Origin of the sequence: Ketobacter sp. GenoA1 (assembly GCF_003671475.1) — a bacterium.
Lineage (GTDB): Bacteria > Pseudomonadota > Gammaproteobacteria > Pseudomonadales > Ketobacteraceae > Ketobacter.
This window is the reverse complement of the sequence record NZ_RCHM01000007.1, coordinates 227,568-242,714: the sequence shown is the minus strand read 5'-3', so window position 1 is coordinate 242,714 and position 15,147 is coordinate 227,568. Positions and strand designations below refer to the sequence as shown.

The window sequence follows — 15,147 nt, the reverse complement described above, 5'->3', positions numbered from 1 at the left end:
TATGAAGTACAAAATGTGCGTAATGGGGATGGGGTTGATGGCGTTGGCGGGCTGCGGCGGTGGTGGCGGCTCTGATTCCACTGAGGATTTCGAACGCAACGGCGATGGTGGTCTGTCGGCTTTTGAAGGTACCTGGATTCGAACCAATGACAACTACTACACGGCCAATGGTCAAACGTTTAAATTACGGCGTCAGACCATTGTGGTAGAGCAAGAAGGCGATCAGTTGCGGTTTACGGATTGTATCGAGGGCACCTCGGCGGTGGCCACCGTCGACAACAATACTGTTACTTTTTTATCGGCGGGAATTCCCAGCCTGCAGGTTGTGAATGACGCCACTCTGCAATCCACCCTGGATTTTGGTGGCGCCAAGACCGATGTGGTTCTGACCAAGGTCAGCGACGAAACGGAGTACCGTATCGCCGAACTGGATTTTGATGAGCCGACGGCGGTGTCCAATTGGGATCAGGTGTGCGTCGAAACCGTGTTGCAGGGCTCCACCCTGATTAAGGTAAAAGCGGTTGATAATGCCAGCGCTGTCAGTGTGGGCCTCAACATTGTGCTGTCGGGTGCCGTCAGCCCGGGGCAGTATGAATTCCCATCGGCAACCCAAAGTCTGGATGGCTATTTGAATTCGGTGCTGGACGTAACCCTGTTTAACCCCACCGGCACTCTTATTGTGACGCAATCATCCACCACGGACTTTTTGCTGGATGTGGAATTTGAGAATGACGTCGACAATACGTTGGTGCCTGTCGATGGCAGTATCTATTTTGACCCTGTTTGGTTTGCAAACGATTAATTACACCGGAGGCTTACGATGACCGTAATCAAAATGACCGATCTCGATCTGTCTGGCAAGCGCGTGCTGATTCGTGCGGATCTCAATGTTCCCGTGAAAAATGGTGAAGTCACCAGCGATGTGCGCATCCGGGCTTCGTTACCCTCTGTGGAGCTGGCGTTGAAACAAGGTGCGTCGGTCATATTGATGTCCCATTTAGGGCGGCCTGTAGAAGGCGGCAGCGCGGAAGACAACGCGGCCTATACCATGGCGCCGGTGGCCAGGCGCTTGTCAGAACTGCTGGGTTTTGACGTGCCGGTTGCTGCGGATTGGCAAAACGGTGTCAGCGTTGATGCCGGCAAGCTGGTGCTGCTGGAGAACGTTCGCTTCAACCCGGGTGAAAAGAAAGACGATGAGGCACTGGCCAAAGCCTATGCCGCACTGTGCGATGTGTTCGTGATGGACGCTTTCGGCACCGCCCACCGGGCCCAGGCGTCGACCCACGGTGTGGGTAAATTCGCGCCCGTTGCCTGTGCCGGCATTTTGCTGGGGGATGAGCTGGATGCCCTGCAAAAGGCACTGGCCAGCCCGGCCCGCCCCATGCTGGCGATCGTGGCCGGCTCCAAGGTGTCCACCAAGCTGGATGTGCTGACTGCCCTGTCTGAACAGTGTGATCAGCTCATTGTCGGGGGCGGGATTGCCAATACGTTTCTGGCGGCAGCGGGCTTCAACGTGGGTAAATCCCTGTGTGAACATAATTTGATCGATACCGCAAAGGCCATTGCCGCCAAGGTGGAAGTACCGTTGCCCACCGACGTGGTGGTGGCGGAAGTGACCGGCCCAATTGAGGATTTCATGGATTTTGTCACCCATGCGGAAGCCGTCATCAAACCGGTGGCGCAAGTGGGCGATAATGACATGATCCTGGATGTTGGCCCGGACACTGCAAAGAATTTCGCAGAGATTATTCTGGCTGCGAAAACCGTACTCTGGAACGGGCCGGTGGGCGTGTTCGAAGTGGATCAGTTTGGCGAGGGTACGAAAGTGCTGGCCAATGCCATTGCAGAGAGTGCGGCTTTTTCCATTGCCGGAGGCGGGGATACACTGGCAGCGGTGGACAAATACGGTGTAGCCGATAAAGTATCCTATATCTCCACCGGTGGTGGTGCCTTCCTGGAGTACGTTGAAGGGAAGGTGCTGCCTGCTGTGGCCATGTTGCAGGAGCGTGGCAAGTAACAGAATTTGGCACATTGCCTTCAGCACGTCACCCCGTGACACGCGATGTGCACATCATAATCCGACATTCACGAACCAAAACGAGGCACAGAACCATGGCTCTCATCAGTATGCGACAATTGCTGGATCACGCCGCCGAGCAGGGTTACGGCGTTCCCGCATTCAACGTAAACAATCTGGAACAAATGCGCGCCATCATGGAAGCGGCGGATAAAACCGATAGCCCGGTGATTGTGCAAGCCTCCGCCGGCGCCCGCAAATACGCCGGTGCCCCGTTTCTGCGTCACCTGATTCTGGCGGCGGTGGAAGAGTTTCCCCATATTCCCGTGGTGATGCATCAGGATCACGGCACCAGCCCCGCCATCTGCCAGCGCTCTATTCAACTGGGCTTCAGCTCGGTGATGATGGACGGCTCCCTGGGTGAAGACGGTAAAACCCCCACTGATTACGAGTATAACGCCCGCGTCACCAAAACAGTGGTGGACATGGCCCATGCCTGTGGTGTTTCCGTGGAAGGGGAAATCGGTTGTCTGGGCTCCCTGGAGACCGGCATGGCCGGTGAAGAAGACGGCGTCGGTGCTGAAGGTGTGCTGGATCATTCCCAACTGTTGACCGATCCGGAAGAAGCTGCCCAATTTGTAAAAGATACCGGTGTGGATGCATTGGCTATTGCCATTGGCACATCCCATGGTGCCTACAAATTCACCCGCCCACCCACGGGGGATATCCTGGCCATTGAGCGCATTAAGGAAATCAACGCCCGCTTACCGAATACACACCTGGTCATGCATGGATCTTCCTCGGTGCCCCAGGACTGGTTACAGGTGATTAACGAATACGGTGGCGACATTGGTGAAACCTATGGCGTGCCGGTGGAAGAAATCGTCGAAGCCATCAAGTTCGGTGTGCGTAAAGTGAACATCGATACGGACCTGCGCCTGGCCTCCACCGGCGCAATTCGCCGTTTTATGGCGCACAATCAATCCGAGTTTGATCCACGCAAATACCTGAAGGAAACCGTCAGTGCCATGCGGGATATCTGTATTGCCCGTTACGAAGCGTTTGGAACGGCCGGTAACGCCAGCAAGATCAAACCGGTTTCACTGGAAAGCATGTTCCAGCGTTACGAAAAAGGTGAACTGGAACAGGAAGTGAAGTAAGCACTGCCTGCGCAGGTACACAATATTGCGCAGCTACACAATATAAAGGGGAGCACGACTGGCTCCCCTTTTTGTTAGACCCTATAATGAGAGTTATTGCCGCAGCATCCGGTACGGAGCGTGCCTTGAAGTTTATTCCTGTTGAATTACGCCAGCAATTGCCAGAGTTTTCCTTGGCAACCCGTCTGCCCATTGCTGAACCGGTGCAGGCCTATCGGCGTTTCTACGGGCTCAATTTTGAAAGCCGTTTCCATGATCTGAAAGTCTATATGGGTAAAACCCACGTCGCCGGATTCGATGTGGTGTTGCAGGGGTTTGTGCCCAAGTCTCCCCGTGGTTGCGTGTTCGTGGTCCATGGATACTACGATCATGTGGGCATCTACAATCATCTGATCAAGGCGTTGCTCAGAAGCCGCTATGCGGTTATTGCGTTTGATCTGCCTGGTCATGGCCTGTCTTCCGGCTCCAGGGCGGCGATTTCATCCTTCCGTCAGTATGGGCCGGTATTCAAACGGGTGCAGCAATTGGTTCGCGGCCATGTGCCGCAGCCCTGGCATGCGGTGGCACAGAGTACCGGTGGTGCGGTGGTCACTGAATGTCTGCTGCAATACAGTGGCCTGGAAGAGCGCATTCCGTTTTCCGGTGTGGTGTTTTATGCGCCCCTGATCCGGCCCGTACACTGGGCAGTCAATAAACGCCTGCACACCCTCATCAGCCCGTTTCGGGATTTTGTGGCGCGCAAGTTTTCCGATAACTCAAATGATCCCGAGTTTGCCGCCTTCATTCGGGAGAAAGATCCGTTGCAGCCCCGTTATTTGTCCTCTAAATGGGTTGGTGCCTTGAAACAATGGATTCCCTTCGCCGAGCGCCATACGCCGGTGGACTTTCCGCTGCTCATTATTCAGGGGAAAAGCGATCAAACGGTGGATTGGGAAAACAACATTCCACATTTTCAGCGTCTTTTTCCCGGTAGCGATGTGGTGTACATGCCTAACGTGCGCCACCATGTGGTGAATGAGCTGGAACTGTACCGCCGCGATGTCTTTGCCCGTACCATCAAGTATCTGGATACTTTCTCTACCCAGGCTCAGCTGGCAATCCGATAGACGGCCCGTGTCTCCTGTATCTGATCCGGCTCAGACCCCCGCTGGAAGGACAGGGTTTTGGCGTTTACGGCGCCACTGAAGGGGCTTGCCACTTTATCCGCTGCATCATCTTTCACCCGATGCCCCAGTTCGGCCTGTATCAGGGCAAGATCGTACCCGGCTGCCACGAGATGGCTGGCAAAGGAGTGCCGCAGAACCTGGCCGGTAACCGGTATGGGAATGCCCGCCTGGCGGGCGGCCTGGTCCAGGCTGCGCTCCACGGCCTGCTCGCTAATATGATCACGGTAGCGATGGCCGGACTTTGCATCCAGGGTTTCCTCAGGTGCGGGAAATAAAAACTGCCAATGCCAATGGCGCTGTATGGTGAGCCGCTGATGGGCGTGATCCACCGGCAGTGGTACCAGGCCGCCGCCGTAATTCAAATCGTGCAGGTGCTGATTGCGTCGATGGGCCATGTAAATGCGCAAATGGGGAATCAGTTGGGTATCCAGCGACAGATGACGATCTTTGGTCAGAAAGCTGTTCTCAATTGTGAGGCTACCCCGGTTCAGGTCAACGTCCTTGATGCGCAAATTAACGCACTCCGTCAGGCGCAATCCGCACCCGTACAGTAATCCCGCCAGCAGCCAGTCGCTGCCCTGGAGCTGATCAAAGAGGCAGGTAATCTGCCGCGGACTGAGTACCGCAGGGTGACCGGAAGGAAACAGATTCTGTGCCCTGGGCTCCGCTGCCGTTGCCGCTGGCGTGCCCAGCACCTGACTGAACAGAAAGGTCATGGCTTGCCGTGCCTGCGCGTATTGCTCCGGGCTGATCTGCTCCTTCTGTTGGAGATATTGCAGGAACCGGTCACGATGGCTGTGATCCAGATGCTGTGGGTTGCGGCCGCTATGGAAAACGATAAAGCGCCGCACCCAAAAGCAGATAATATCTTCAGTGCGCAAACTGTGGTGTTGCGCGCGAACGGCATCCCTGACCTGGTCCAGAATGTTCATGTTGTGCATCCCGCAGCATGAGTTAAGTGCTGTATATAATTACAGTAACATGCGGGGGTGGTCAACCGCGATTATGGGTATTACATCACTTTTTGCTGTTTGGACAGGTAATGTTTAACCGATGACGGCAGCATGGACATGACCTGGGTCAGGCCCTGATTAACGCGTCCGGTGACGTGCACGGATTTGCCTTCCATAACCGCGTTGAAGCCCTCCTGGGCCACTTCGTCGGCCGTCATCCACAGAAACCGCGGCAACTTGCTGACCTGGCCGCGGGTTCCCATTACGTCATGGAACTCACTGAAGGTAAACCCCGGGCAGAGGGCAGTGCAATGCACGCCGTGGGGTTGCAGTTCCAGGTCGATGGCCTGACTGAAGTCGACGATAAAGGATTTGGCGGCACCGTACAGATTGCCTTTCAATTGTGGGGACCAGGCCGCAATCGAGGCCAGGTTGATAATGCGTCCGTAACCCCGTTCTTTCATGGCCGGAGCAAACAGATGGCAAAGATGGACCACACTGATGTTCAGTACCTGCATGAAATCCAGATGGGATTGCCAGGATGCTTCCAGAAACTCTGAATGCAGGGCGTAGCCGGCGTTATTCACCAGGGCATCCACCGCCAGCTTGTGTTCCTGGCACCAGTCGAATATGCGCTGGGGGGCAGCGGGATCGGCCAGATTTTCCGTCAGCACATAGGCCATTTGACCGTATCGCTGTTTAATGTCCGCCGCCACCGCTTCCAGTTTGTCCTGGCGGCGGGCCACCAGAATGACATCGAATTGATGGCGGGCGAATACGTGGGCCAGTTCTTTGCCGATGCCGGCGGAGGCACCGGTGATCAAAACGGTTTTGGGGAGATCAGATTGATTGCTCATAAGCAGTTCCTTGCGCAGGAGGCAATATCAGAGACAGTCGGGATTGGATCATGGGAGCCTGTCACTATGCCATAGATTCAGTTTGATTTTAACTCCAGCAGTGGTGCTCAAGTGGAGGTTGCAGTTCTGTTCCGGTTCGCGCTAGCCTAAGCACCCGCTGCAATTATCTTTTACCCGAGGTTTGATCATGGCTTACGACAATCAGAACATATTCGCCAAAATCCTGCGCGGCGAGCTGCCCTGCATTAAAGTGTATGAAGATGACTTAACCCTGGCGTTTATGGACATCATGCCGCAAACCGATGGCCACACCCTGGTGATTCCCAAGGTGGAGGCAGTGACCCTGTTTGATTTGCCCGCCAGCCATTATGAAGCCTGCTTTATTACCATGAAGAAAGTGGGCAATGCCCTGCAAAAAGCCTTCAGTACCGAAGGCATCATGATGTTCCAGCTCAGCGGTGAATCCGCGGGGCAGACGGTGCCCCACCTGCATTTCCATTTACTGCCCACTTCCATTCAAACCCTGCGCACCAGCAAGCATGCGGCACAGATGGCCGATCAAACCGTGCTGCAGGGCTTCGCAGACCGCATTATTGCAGCGCTGGATTGAGTGGGGTGTAAAGGTAAGGCCGGGGGCTAGCTGGCCACTGCCGCATCGGCGCGAAATTGCGTCGGTGATACCCCGTACCAGGCGCTTGAAGGCGCGGGTGAAATTGGCCTGTTCAGAGAATCCCAACAGGTAGGCAATTTCGCTGATGGAAAGGTGTTCATCACGAATATACTGCCCCGCCAGAGTCTGCCTGGACGCCTGTAACAGGTTCTGAAAGCTGACCCCTTCCTCCAGCAGGCGGCGTTGCAGGGTGCGGGCACTCAATCCCAAGTGTGCGGCGATATCCGCTTCCTTGATGTTCCCCGACGGCAACTGCTCCAGGATGGCGAGCTGAACCCGGGCCGACAGCTGTTCCTGGTTCAGGCTTGCCATGTGTTTGAGAATTATCTGCTCATGGGCCTGGGTCAGTTCGTCGTTGCCGCTGGGCAACTTGCGTTCCATATCATGGCGATCAATCACCAGTTCGATGTATTCCTGACCATAGCGGATGGGGCAGCGGGCGATGCGCTCCAATAGAATACTGGCGCCGTTCGGGGCGTGGGGGCAGGTGATCTCCATGGGGCTGAAACCCTCCCCCAGCAATTGGCGGCACATTTTCAGCAGTGCCACGATACCGGCATCGGAGGACGGACCATTGGCCGCCACCTGCTGCCGGTCGCGGCTGATGGTGATGCGGAAACGGTAGCGTACCTGCTCCGAGAGCAAGCTGTAATCCAGGCCATCGTTCAGGAAGCGGCCATAACGGGCCATACGGTGCAAGGCTTCCCCCAGGGAGTTACTGGCCAGCCAGGCAAAGCCCAGGGCGTGAAAGGTGGTGGGGTTCCAGCGTCCGCCGGCGGCGATGCCAAAGCCGTCGTCGCCACTGGCCTGAGCCGCCAAATCCCACAACTGGGTCATGTTGGCCAGGGGGAAGCGGGCGACGGTGTTGCTCAACTTGGAGGGGGCCAATCCCGCCGCCTGGAAAATCGCCTGGGCATCCAGCTGGCGGGCGTTGAGTTCTTCCCAGACGAGCAATGCCCAGGAGCTGAGTGTGGATGCTGGCACAAAGGTATCTCCCCGGTGTTTCAGACAAGGATAAACACTTGGCGGGAAATGACAAACCACGGACAAGACCTTGGCGCAGGCGGACCAGTAAGCCCACCGGCATTTTCGTAACCTGAACTCAGTCAATCAAACACGAGGAACGGGTTATGAACCTAACGCAACACACCCCTTATTATCAGCACACTCTGGCGGGCCCGGTGCACTTTGTGGGCCGCGGATTGCACAGCGGCAAGCCGGCCAGTATGACCTTGCTGCCGGCGGAGACCGATAGTGGATATGTTTTTGAGCGCCTGGATGTGGAGCCGGGGCAACAGGTGATTGCCGCACGCTGGCATAGCGTAACCGATACCCGGCTTTCCACCACGGTAACCAATGGCTTTGGTATATCAGTGAGTACCATCGAGCATCTGATGGCTGCGCTGGCGGCCTGTGCAGTGGACAACGCCCGCATTCTGATTGACGGCCCGGAAGTGCCCATCATGGATGGCAGCGCCAAAACCTTTGTGGAAAGGATTCAGGCAGAAGGGTTGATACCGCAGCGGCAAGAGCGCAGAGCCCTGGTGATCACCAATCCGGTATGGACCCACGAGCGAGATAAATACGCCGGGTTTATGCCCTGTCCACGGCCCTGGTTTGATGTCACCATCGATTTCAAATCCAGAATCATCGGCAAGCAGAACTACTCAATGCCACTGACCGAAGCGCTGTTCAGCTCGCAGATTGCGGCTGCCCGTACCTTTGGCTTTGAAGACCAGCTGGCCACTCTGCAGTCCCTGGGCCTGGCCCGGGGAGGGTCATTACGCAACGCCATTCTGGTGGCCGGTGATGATGTGGTCAACGAGGATGGGCTGCGCTACCAGGATGAATTTGTGCGCCATAAACTGTTGGATGCTGTTGGCGATCTGGCTTTGGCCGGTGCGCCCATCTTCGGTCGCTTTGTGGGACACTGCAGTGGCCACCACCTGAATAACCAGGTGCTGCGTAATCTGATGCGCAACAGCCGCTTTTGGACGCTGACCACAGTGCGCGAGGCCACCGAACAGTGGGGCAGCATGATTGATGATTCGACCTATGAGGAAATGCTGGAGTCGATTTGAAAGGGAGAAAAATTCAAGCCGGGTGTTTAGCCCCGGCTTGTTGCTATGGGAAATCCTGCGGGCGATTATGCCGCCAACTGTTTTCTAATGGCCGCAGACAATGCCTCAGCCTCAACCGCTCGGGCATAGATGCTGCCTTCAATTTTGGGTGTCATGCCAAACACCCAGAGCCCGGTGGCGTTCTGGTAGCGATCGTTTTCCAATATACATTCCCCGGGTAGCAATTTTTCCAGGCCGGTGCGATAGCCGGTGGCACAAATAATATGATCAGCTTTCGTCTGGCGGCCATCTTTAAACGTCACTTGATCTACATTGATATGCGCAATCTCCGGGGCCACGCTCAATGCATTGGTTTTCAGCGCGTTGACGAACCCATCATCAAAACCGGGCGCCACTTTGGATTGAGCCAAGCGGGTGGCGACCCCGGTGCTGGGCGTTTTCATGCCATATTTGGTCAAATCCCCAAAACACAATCGGGAAAACAGATTTGCCAAAACGTCCTGGGCCCGCAACGGCAGCCTGGCAAGTAATGGGCCGGATAGCTGGGTGGGAATACCCGCAATGTAGGTGGGCAGTAGATGGGAACCATTACGCATGGAAACGGTGAGTGATTTATAACGCCCCCGTTTGCACAGGTGATTGGCAATATCAATACCGGAGTTGGCGCCACCGACCACCACCACATTCTGGTTATCATAGCGTTCCATATGGCCCACATGGGCGGCATGGGTGACGCAGCCGGTAAAGGTTTCCTGGCCGTTCCAGGTTGGCAGGTAGGGTTCGCGATCGGTGCCGGTGGCCACCACCAGGCATTTGGTGGTGAATGGTTGTTGGTTTGTGATGACCTGCCAGCCTTTGTCCGATGCGTCAATGCGCTCAACCGGTGTATTGAACCTGATCTCCAGGCCGTGTGAATGTATCAGTTCCTGTGCATAGGTTTCCACATAAGTCACATAATCATCCCTTTTTATAAAGCCCCCCAATCGTTTGTCGATCGCTTTTCCCGGTAGGGACGACAACGTACGGTGGGTGTTGAGTGATAACTGTGGATGACGCTTGCGCCAGGATGCAGCCACCGCATCGGATGCTTCCAGCAGCAGTGGCTTGATGCCTTTGTCCAGCAGACATCTGGCAATGGACAGGCCGGAGGTGCCGGCGCCGAGGATAATAACCTCCTGCAAGGGTTTGGTTGCAATCATGTTGGTTTCCTCATTGCGCTACTTTTTTCGGTATCGGCAGGAAGCGACGGACGGTCTGCTGGTAGTGCCGATAGTCATCACCGATCTCCGCGACCAGGTCGGCTTCTTCCACCGGTGTGATGATGAAGATGTACAGCGTTGCAACAATGGCCATCAATAGATGCCCAAGGCTCATCGCTGGAGTCGCCCACATCACAATCAACCACCCCAAACTGATGGGGTGGCGGGTGAGTGCATAGAGGTATCGTGCACTGAATCCCGGCGATTGCTGGCGCTGTGACCGCAGGCTGGCCCAGGCCTGTTGCAGCCCGAAAAAAGCGAAGTGGTTGATGTTAAAGGTCGCCAGAGTCATGAGGGTCCATCCGCCCAGATAGAGGGTTATGATGAGATTACGGGCGATGGGGTTCTCCGTTAACCAGATCGTCGTAGTCAAAGGTTGCCATAAGAGCACCAGCAGGAAGACCGTAACCCCGGATATCAGGATGTACGTACTGCGTTCGGTGCCGGCAGGAATAATCCGTTGCCAGGCGGCCTTGAACCAGGGCCGGGCCATGACCGAGTGAATGGCAAAGTAGGCCACCAGCAAACCCATATTGCTGAAAAGGGGTAACCATAAGCCTTCTGTTGTTCCACTATCAATGCTCTTTGGCACATACAGATTGATTAAAAATCCCATTAAATACAGGAGTGATGCCATACCCACGGTATAGGCGATCAGCGCATAGCTGAGGAGCGTAATCTTCTTCATGATGTCCATCTCTAATGTTTGTAAGGTAACGGTGTAACGTGCTGGCGCTTGCCAGAGTGGGACATCATAGAGCGGCGACCGATAAATAGATGACGTCATAATTTACGAAAACCAGTGAAATCTGCCAAATGATACTTTGGTTGCGGAATGAATCGTGCGATTCTAACAGCCACGATCAATCACATTGTGTTGCACGCTGCGTTATGCCCAATCCCAAGACAGGCCCCGATGCCACCAAGCCAATCATCGAAATAGCGATTCTGGCGACCCCGGAGGCAACGCTTTCCACGGTGTTCGGGATGAATGACCTGCTGGCCTCAGTGGGGCGTGACTGGTCTTTCGTTACAGAAGGGGTCATGGGTGAAGCTGCGATCAAACCCACCATTGTATCCCTCACCGGCGAAGAGATGCCGACGGTCAATCAGGGTTGGTTGCGTCCGCATCGTGCGCTGACAGAGGAATATCATCCTGATGCCATCTGCATCCTGGAAATGTTTATCGATCCCCATACCGGGCTGGACTCGCGCTATAGCGCCGAGATCCAATGGCTGCAGCGTTATTGGGCCAATGGCGGTGTCATTGCCACCGCTTGTACCGGAGCCCTGTTGTTGGCGGAGGCCGGTTTGCTGGATGGGAAAGAAACCACAAGCCACTGGGGTTTTACCGAGGGCTTGGCGCGACGTTATCCCGCGGTGAAGGTGCAGGGTAATCGTGCTTTTATTGCCACGGGAGAAGGTCAGCGCCTGATGATGGCCGGTGGTGGCACCACCTGGATGGACCTGGGGTTGTATCTGATTGCCCGCTTCATCGGTATGGATGAAGCGATCAGGATCGCCAAATTGTATTTGGTGGAATGGCATGAAAGCAGTCAGCATGCATTCTCTTATTTGTGCAGCAAGCGGCAGAATGATGATGCGATCATTGCTGAGAGCCAGGTCTGGCTGGCGCAGAATTACGACCAGTCCGCTCCTGTAAATGCAGCCATTAAAAACAGCGGCTTGTCAGAGCGCTCCTATATCCGGCGTTTTAAGAACGCAACCGGAATGACCCCCATTGAATATATCCTGAATCTTCGTATTGAAGAGGCAAAGCAACTGTTGGAAACCACTACGATTCCGATCGAAGCCGTGGCAGAAACGGTGGGATATCAGGATGCCAGTTTTTTTAATTTGAAGTTCCAGAAAAAGGTGGGGCTAACACCGGCACAGTATCGGCGCAAGTTTCTCGGGCTGAGAGAGTTATTGCGCAAACGATAAAGAAAAGATAGGTGCAATATGGATATCAATTGATGTGGGTAATCTCATAGCGGGCTACCCTGCCGTTGATGGGGACGGTGATTTCATCCCCGACGGCCCCGTTCAGTAATGCTTTTCCCAAGGGCGCCAGAGGGGTAATCATCACCACATCACACTCCTGGAAGCGTACTTTTACACCGCCGGCTGAAGGCCCCAGAAAAAAAGCCTGCTCACGATTTTTGTCATCGATCACCTGCACCAGGGCACCAATGGTAATGGGGTCGTTTGCGCTGAATGGTCGTGGCGTAAGCGCTTTGAAGGCAGCCAGATCCGATTCGCACTGTGCCAAGCGGCGGCTTTGCCCCTGCGTTAAATAGGATGCCTCCAATCCCAGCGTATCGTATTTGTTCTCGGCGATGTTTTCTTCATGGGTGGCGGCTTCATAAGCACGGTCTACGGCGGCCTGTGCATTGTCCACCAGCCCTTGCAGCGCGTTTAGAATAAGGTCATGTAGCTGGGCTTTGTTAAAATCTGCTGGCATGCTTCGAACTGAATGCGGTTAACGAACGTAACCTATGATAGCAATAAAATGAGAGGCTGAACCCACCAGCACGAAGAAATGCCAGATACCGTGGGCATGGTTCAGCCAGCGCAGTTTGTCCACCAGATAAAAAGCGATACCAGCGGTATAGGCGATGCCGCCGGTGAGCAGCCAGAAATAACCCGCATGAGGCAGGGCCGCCTTGACGTTGTCGATATCCAGGGTACAGGCCCAGCCCATGGCCACATATATGATCATCTGCCCCACTTTGACGGCTTTTCCCGTCAGCAGCAGCTCTGTCAGTATGCCGATAACCGCCAGCCCCCACACCAATGCCAGGATCAGCAAGCCATTGCCTTCGCGCATACTCACCAGCATAAACGGCGTATAGCTGCCGGCGATCAACAGGTAAATGGAAACATGATCCAGTAGTTTAAACAGCTTTTTCAGGTGAGGGGGATGAAAACTGTGGTACAGAGTGGACATGGTATACAGCAACACCATGCTGAGGCCGAATACCGAGAAGCCGATGATGGTCCAGGGATCGCCGGTCTGAATACTGATGGTCAGTAGCGCCCCCAGGGCCACCAACGCCAATACGGCACCGATCAGGTGGCTGATGCTGTTGAGTCGTTCTCCATAGTACATTGTGCGGGCCCATCCGTTGCGTTGTTCTCATCAGGGAAAAGAGCATGGTACGTGGCCAGGGCAACCTAACCAAGCAGCGCCATACTCTGCTTGGTTACGGTTTGTTTCAGGGGTGGATTTTGTCTCAGGCGTGGATGTTATCTCAGGCGTGGATAATGTGCGGTGGTTTACTGTGCGCAGCCGGCCGCTCCAATCGGTTCCAGACCTTTTCGTGGAAATAGAACACCACGGTATTGCACAGGGGTTCCAGCAGCGCCAGGGCGCCCCCCACCAGAACGTCGCCGGTCATAAGGTAGCCGATAGAAAAGGCTACCGCCATGTGCAACACTGCGAAACTGATGGTCTTCTTCATGAGTAGCCTCCGTCAGGATGTGGGTCAACAGGATCAGGTTCAGTGGGATTAATGATTGCAAATGATTCTCATTAAGTGAAATGAATCATATTAAGGGTTTTGATAGGATTTAGCTATTGATGGGCCGGTTGATGGTAGGTAGTGGGGCTGGGCTTAGGGCAGTGGGTCCAGGTCACCTTCCGGGGTTTGGCCGGGTGCCATCTCCAACGGGCAGACCGGCGTAATTTGATCGAAGGTTTTCAAGTAGTGCTTTTGCACCCGTTTCATGTCCACCAGCGACAGGCCATTGGAAAACCCGAACCACACGTACAGGCCGTTCAGGTCGCGGAACATGTCCGGCAGATAGCGCGGGGGTTCCACGATGCCTTCCAGATAGGCTTCGTAGAGCACGGGGATGTCTTCCAGGGTGATCTTGCCGGCAAACAGCATGGGGATCAATTCCGGCAAACCGGCACCGATGGCGCTGCGAATGAAGTTTACGTTTTCCACAAAGCCCTTAACGTAAGATAAATCCTTGGTGAATACGGAACGCCCGGTCACCATGCCGCCGCGGAACACCCGCTGTGTGGTGGTGTAGGCGTCGGCGTCCGGCAGGCCGCGATCCCGCAGATGGTGAAAGGTTTCCACAAAGTCCGCGCCTTCTTGCGCCACATGGATGGCGCTGACCCGGTCACTGACCCGGCGGGCGCGAAACGGAAAGCTGCTGAAGGTAAGGGTTTCCATCAACAGGGCCAGCCCTTCCTGGATGGCGGCAATGCGCGGCGACCCCACACTTAACCAACTGGCGTAGGGTTGGCGGCGCCCGTTCAAAGTGGTGCCCACGTGTACCCAGCCCTCATGCACTTCCAGCACCCGCAGATCACGCTCGGAGAAGCGTGCCCGTGAGTTCATCTTGATACTGTCGCCACCGGCGGCGGCATCGGAGACAATGCCGTCGGACAAGATCACCTTGAGCTCACCTTTGGTGAAATAGCAGTTCAACCGTTTCTGCAACAACGCCACCGACTCGCTGGCGTCATAGAGCTTGGGCTGGGCAAAGGCGATGTGCTGGGCCGCCGGTTGTGAGAAGATGGCGCAGAGTTGTTCCCCTACTTCCAGCAGGGTGCGCTTGTCGCCGAACAGGTGATCACGGGCCGAGCCGTAAAGTTCCACGCTGCAGCGGCCGAACTCCGGTTTGCCCCGGGCCTGCAGCATGTCCACCACCTGGATGTACTGATCGGTGGTGGTGGTGAGTAACTTGCCAAGGGGATCATGCTTGCCCAGTTTGCGTTTGATCGACTGTTTCAGCGCTTTGAATTCCTCCTGCTTGGCGGCCGGCTGAAAATTCAGGGGTTGGGATTGATAGTAGTCGGTGTCAGCATTGGGTAACCAACGCATGTCAGAATCGAAGAACCGTTGCCGCCATTGGGGGGGCCATTTGATGCTGTCCAGTATGCGGATTGGCGCCTGGGCGGCAATCAATTGATCAGACAGTGATTTCAAATTGTCGAGGTAAATACGGCGTTGGCTCATGGTGTCCA

General features: G+C 55.2%; 16 protein-coding genes. 7 read left to right on the top strand and 9 right to left on the bottom strand.

The annotated features are described in order from the left end of the window. Position 1: 1 nt before the first annotated feature. From D9N13_RS01135 to D9N13_RS01120, 4 genes are all read left to right on the top strand, one after another. Positions 2–802, top strand: coding sequence for a hypothetical protein (locus D9N13_RS01135; protein ID WP_290584854.1), 801 nt, complete (start codon positions 2–4; stop codon positions 800–802). An 18-nt stretch (positions 803–820) separates the two neighbouring features. Then, positions 821–2,017 (top strand): phosphoglycerate kinase, encoded by a 1,197-nt coding sequence (locus D9N13_RS01130; protein ID WP_290584852.1) that lies wholly within the window; start codon positions 821–823, stop codon positions 2,015–2,017. Positions 2,018–2,112: 95 nt separating this feature from the next. Next, on the top strand, positions 2,113–3,177 hold the full coding sequence (gene fba / locus D9N13_RS01125; protein ID WP_290584850.1) for a class II fructose-bisphosphate aldolase: 1,065 nt from the start codon (positions 2,113–2,115) through the stop codon (positions 3,175–3,177). Between the two features lie 86 nt (positions 3,178–3,263). Continuing rightward, positions 3,264–4,283 carry an alpha/beta hydrolase gene (locus tag D9N13_RS01120; protein WP_290584847.1) on the top strand — a complete coding sequence of 340 codons (1,020 nt, stop codon included), beginning with the start codon at positions 3,264–3,266 and terminating at the stop codon, positions 4,281–4,283. Here the strand turns inward: D9N13_RS01120 and D9N13_RS01115 are convergent. Together D9N13_RS01115 and D9N13_RS01110 are read right to left on the bottom strand one after the other, a co-directional pair. Further along, positions 4,265–5,275, bottom strand: coding sequence for a tyrosine-type recombinase/integrase (locus tag D9N13_RS01115; protein WP_290584845.1), 1,011 nt, complete (start codon positions 5,273–5,275; stop codon positions 4,265–4,267). The genes D9N13_RS01120 and D9N13_RS01115 overlap by 19 nt on opposite strands. A gap of 80 nt (positions 5,276–5,355) precedes the next feature. Continuing rightward, positions 5,356–6,153: an SDR family NAD(P)-dependent oxidoreductase gene (locus tag D9N13_RS01110; RefSeq protein ID WP_290584843.1), complete on the bottom strand. Its 798-nt coding sequence runs from the start codon at positions 6,151–6,153 to the stop codon at positions 5,356–5,358. 187 nt (positions 6,154–6,340) lie between these two features. Between D9N13_RS01110 and D9N13_RS01105 the strand changes: the two genes are divergently transcribed. Next, positions 6,341–6,763, top strand: a complete 423-nt coding sequence (locus D9N13_RS01105) for an HIT family protein (protein WP_290584841.1) — start codon at positions 6,341–6,343, stop codon at positions 6,761–6,763. Here D9N13_RS01105 and D9N13_RS01100 read toward each other — a convergent pair. Continuing rightward, a complete protein-coding gene (locus D9N13_RS01100; protein WP_290584839.1) occupies positions 6,653–7,807 on the bottom strand; it encodes an AraC family transcriptional regulator in 1,155 nt (384 codons plus the stop codon). The two genes, D9N13_RS01105 and D9N13_RS01100, sit on opposite strands and share 111 nt — an antisense overlap. Positions 7,808–7,953: 146 nt before the next feature. On the opposite strand from D9N13_RS01100, the gene lpxC reads away from it, so the two are divergent. Beyond that, positions 7,954–8,904: a UDP-3-O-acyl-N-acetylglucosamine deacetylase gene (gene lpxC, locus D9N13_RS01095; protein WP_290584837.1), complete on the top strand. Its 951-nt coding sequence runs from the start codon at positions 7,954–7,956 to the stop codon at positions 8,902–8,904. A gap of 65 nt (positions 8,905–8,969) precedes the next feature. Here the strand turns inward: lpxC and D9N13_RS01090 are convergent, their stop codons facing one another. Next, the gene (locus tag D9N13_RS01090) at positions 8,970–10,103 is read right to left on the bottom strand and encodes a flavin-containing monooxygenase (protein WP_290584835.1); all 1,134 of its coding nucleotides are present in this window, start codon (positions 10,101–10,103) and stop codon (positions 8,970–8,972) included. 10 nt (positions 10,104–10,113) lie between these two features. Then, on the bottom strand, positions 10,114–10,851 hold the full coding sequence (locus D9N13_RS01085; RefSeq protein ID WP_290584833.1) for a methyltransferase family protein: 738 nt from the start codon (positions 10,849–10,851) through the stop codon (positions 10,114–10,116). Between the two features lie 203 nt (positions 10,852–11,054). On the opposite strand from D9N13_RS01085, the gene D9N13_RS01080 reads away from it, so the two are divergent. Then, positions 11,055–12,107 (top strand): GlxA family transcriptional regulator, encoded by a 1,053-nt coding sequence (locus D9N13_RS01080; protein ID WP_290584831.1) that lies wholly within the window; start codon positions 11,055–11,057, stop codon positions 12,105–12,107. Between the two features lie 25 nt (positions 12,108–12,132). On the opposite strand, the gene D9N13_RS01075 is transcribed toward D9N13_RS01080, so the two are convergent. From D9N13_RS01075 to D9N13_RS01060, 4 genes are all read right to left on the bottom strand, one after another. Continuing rightward, positions 12,133–12,627 carry a GreA/GreB family elongation factor gene (locus tag D9N13_RS01075; RefSeq protein ID WP_290584830.1) on the bottom strand — a complete coding sequence of 165 codons (495 nt, stop codon included), beginning with the start codon at positions 12,625–12,627 and terminating at the stop codon, positions 12,133–12,135. A gap of 18 nt (positions 12,628–12,645) precedes the next feature. Further along, a complete protein-coding gene (trhA, locus tag D9N13_RS01070; protein WP_290584829.1) occupies positions 12,646–13,275 on the bottom strand; it encodes a PAQR family membrane homeostasis protein TrhA in 630 nt (209 codons plus the stop codon). A gap of 142 nt (positions 13,276–13,417) precedes the next feature. Next, a complete protein-coding gene (locus tag D9N13_RS01065) occupies positions 13,418–13,627 on the bottom strand; it encodes a DUF2061 domain-containing protein (protein WP_290584827.1) in 210 nt (69 codons plus the stop codon). 153 nt (positions 13,628–13,780) lie between these two features. Next, positions 13,781–15,139, bottom strand: a complete 1,359-nt coding sequence (locus D9N13_RS01060; protein WP_290584825.1) for a flavohemoglobin expression-modulating QEGLA motif protein — start codon at positions 15,137–15,139, stop codon at positions 13,781–13,783. Positions 15,140–15,147: the final 8 nt, after the last annotated feature.

What these genes read in the sequence shown, in the direction of transcription:
- D9N13_RS01135 (WP_290584854.1), top strand. Translation starts at nt 2, where the DNA reads ATGAAGTACAAAATGTGCGTAATGGGGATGGGGTTGATGGCGTTGGCG.
- D9N13_RS01130 (WP_290584852.1), top strand. Translation starts at nt 821, where the DNA reads ATGACCGTAATCAAAATGACCGATCTCGATCTGTCTGGCAAGCGCGTG.
- fba (WP_290584850.1), top strand. Translation starts at nt 2,113, where the DNA reads ATGGCTCTCATCAGTATGCGACAATTGCTGGATCACGCCGCCGAGCAG.
- D9N13_RS01120 (WP_290584847.1), top strand. Translation starts at nt 3,264, where the DNA reads ATGAGAGTTATTGCCGCAGCATCCGGTACGGAGCGTGCCTTGAAGTTT.
- D9N13_RS01115 (WP_290584845.1), bottom strand. Translation starts at nt 5,275, where the DNA reads ATGAACATTCTGGACCAGGTCAGGGATGCCGTTCGCGCGCAACACCAC.
- D9N13_RS01110 (WP_290584843.1), bottom strand. Translation starts at nt 6,153, where the DNA reads ATGAGCAATCAATCTGATCTCCCCAAAACCGTTTTGATCACCGGTGCC.
- D9N13_RS01105 (WP_290584841.1), top strand. Translation starts at nt 6,341, where the DNA reads ATGGCTTACGACAATCAGAACATATTCGCCAAAATCCTGCGCGGCGAG.
- lpxC (WP_290584837.1), top strand. Translation starts at nt 7,954, where the DNA reads ATGAACCTAACGCAACACACCCCTTATTATCAGCACACTCTGGCGGGC.
- D9N13_RS01090 (WP_290584835.1), bottom strand. Translation starts at nt 10,103, where the DNA reads ATGATTGCAACCAAACCCTTGCAGGAGGTTATTATCCTCGGCGCCGGC.
- D9N13_RS01085 (WP_290584833.1), bottom strand. Translation starts at nt 10,851, where the DNA reads ATGAAGAAGATTACGCTCCTCAGCTATGCGCTGATCGCCTATACCGTG.
- D9N13_RS01080 (WP_290584831.1), top strand. Translation starts at nt 11,055, where the DNA reads ATGCCCAATCCCAAGACAGGCCCCGATGCCACCAAGCCAATCATCGAA.
- D9N13_RS01075 (WP_290584830.1), bottom strand. Translation starts at nt 12,627, where the DNA reads ATGCCAGCAGATTTTAACAAAGCCCAGCTACATGACCTTATTCTAAAC.
- trhA (WP_290584829.1), bottom strand. Translation starts at nt 13,275, where the DNA reads ATGTACTATGGAGAACGACTCAACAGCATCAGCCACCTGATCGGTGCC.
- D9N13_RS01065 (WP_290584827.1), bottom strand. Translation starts at nt 13,627, where the DNA reads ATGAAGAAGACCATCAGTTTCGCAGTGTTGCACATGGCGGTAGCCTTT.
- D9N13_RS01060 (WP_290584825.1), bottom strand. Translation starts at nt 15,139, where the DNA reads ATGAGCCAACGCCGTATTTACCTCGACAATTTGAAATCACTGTCTGAT.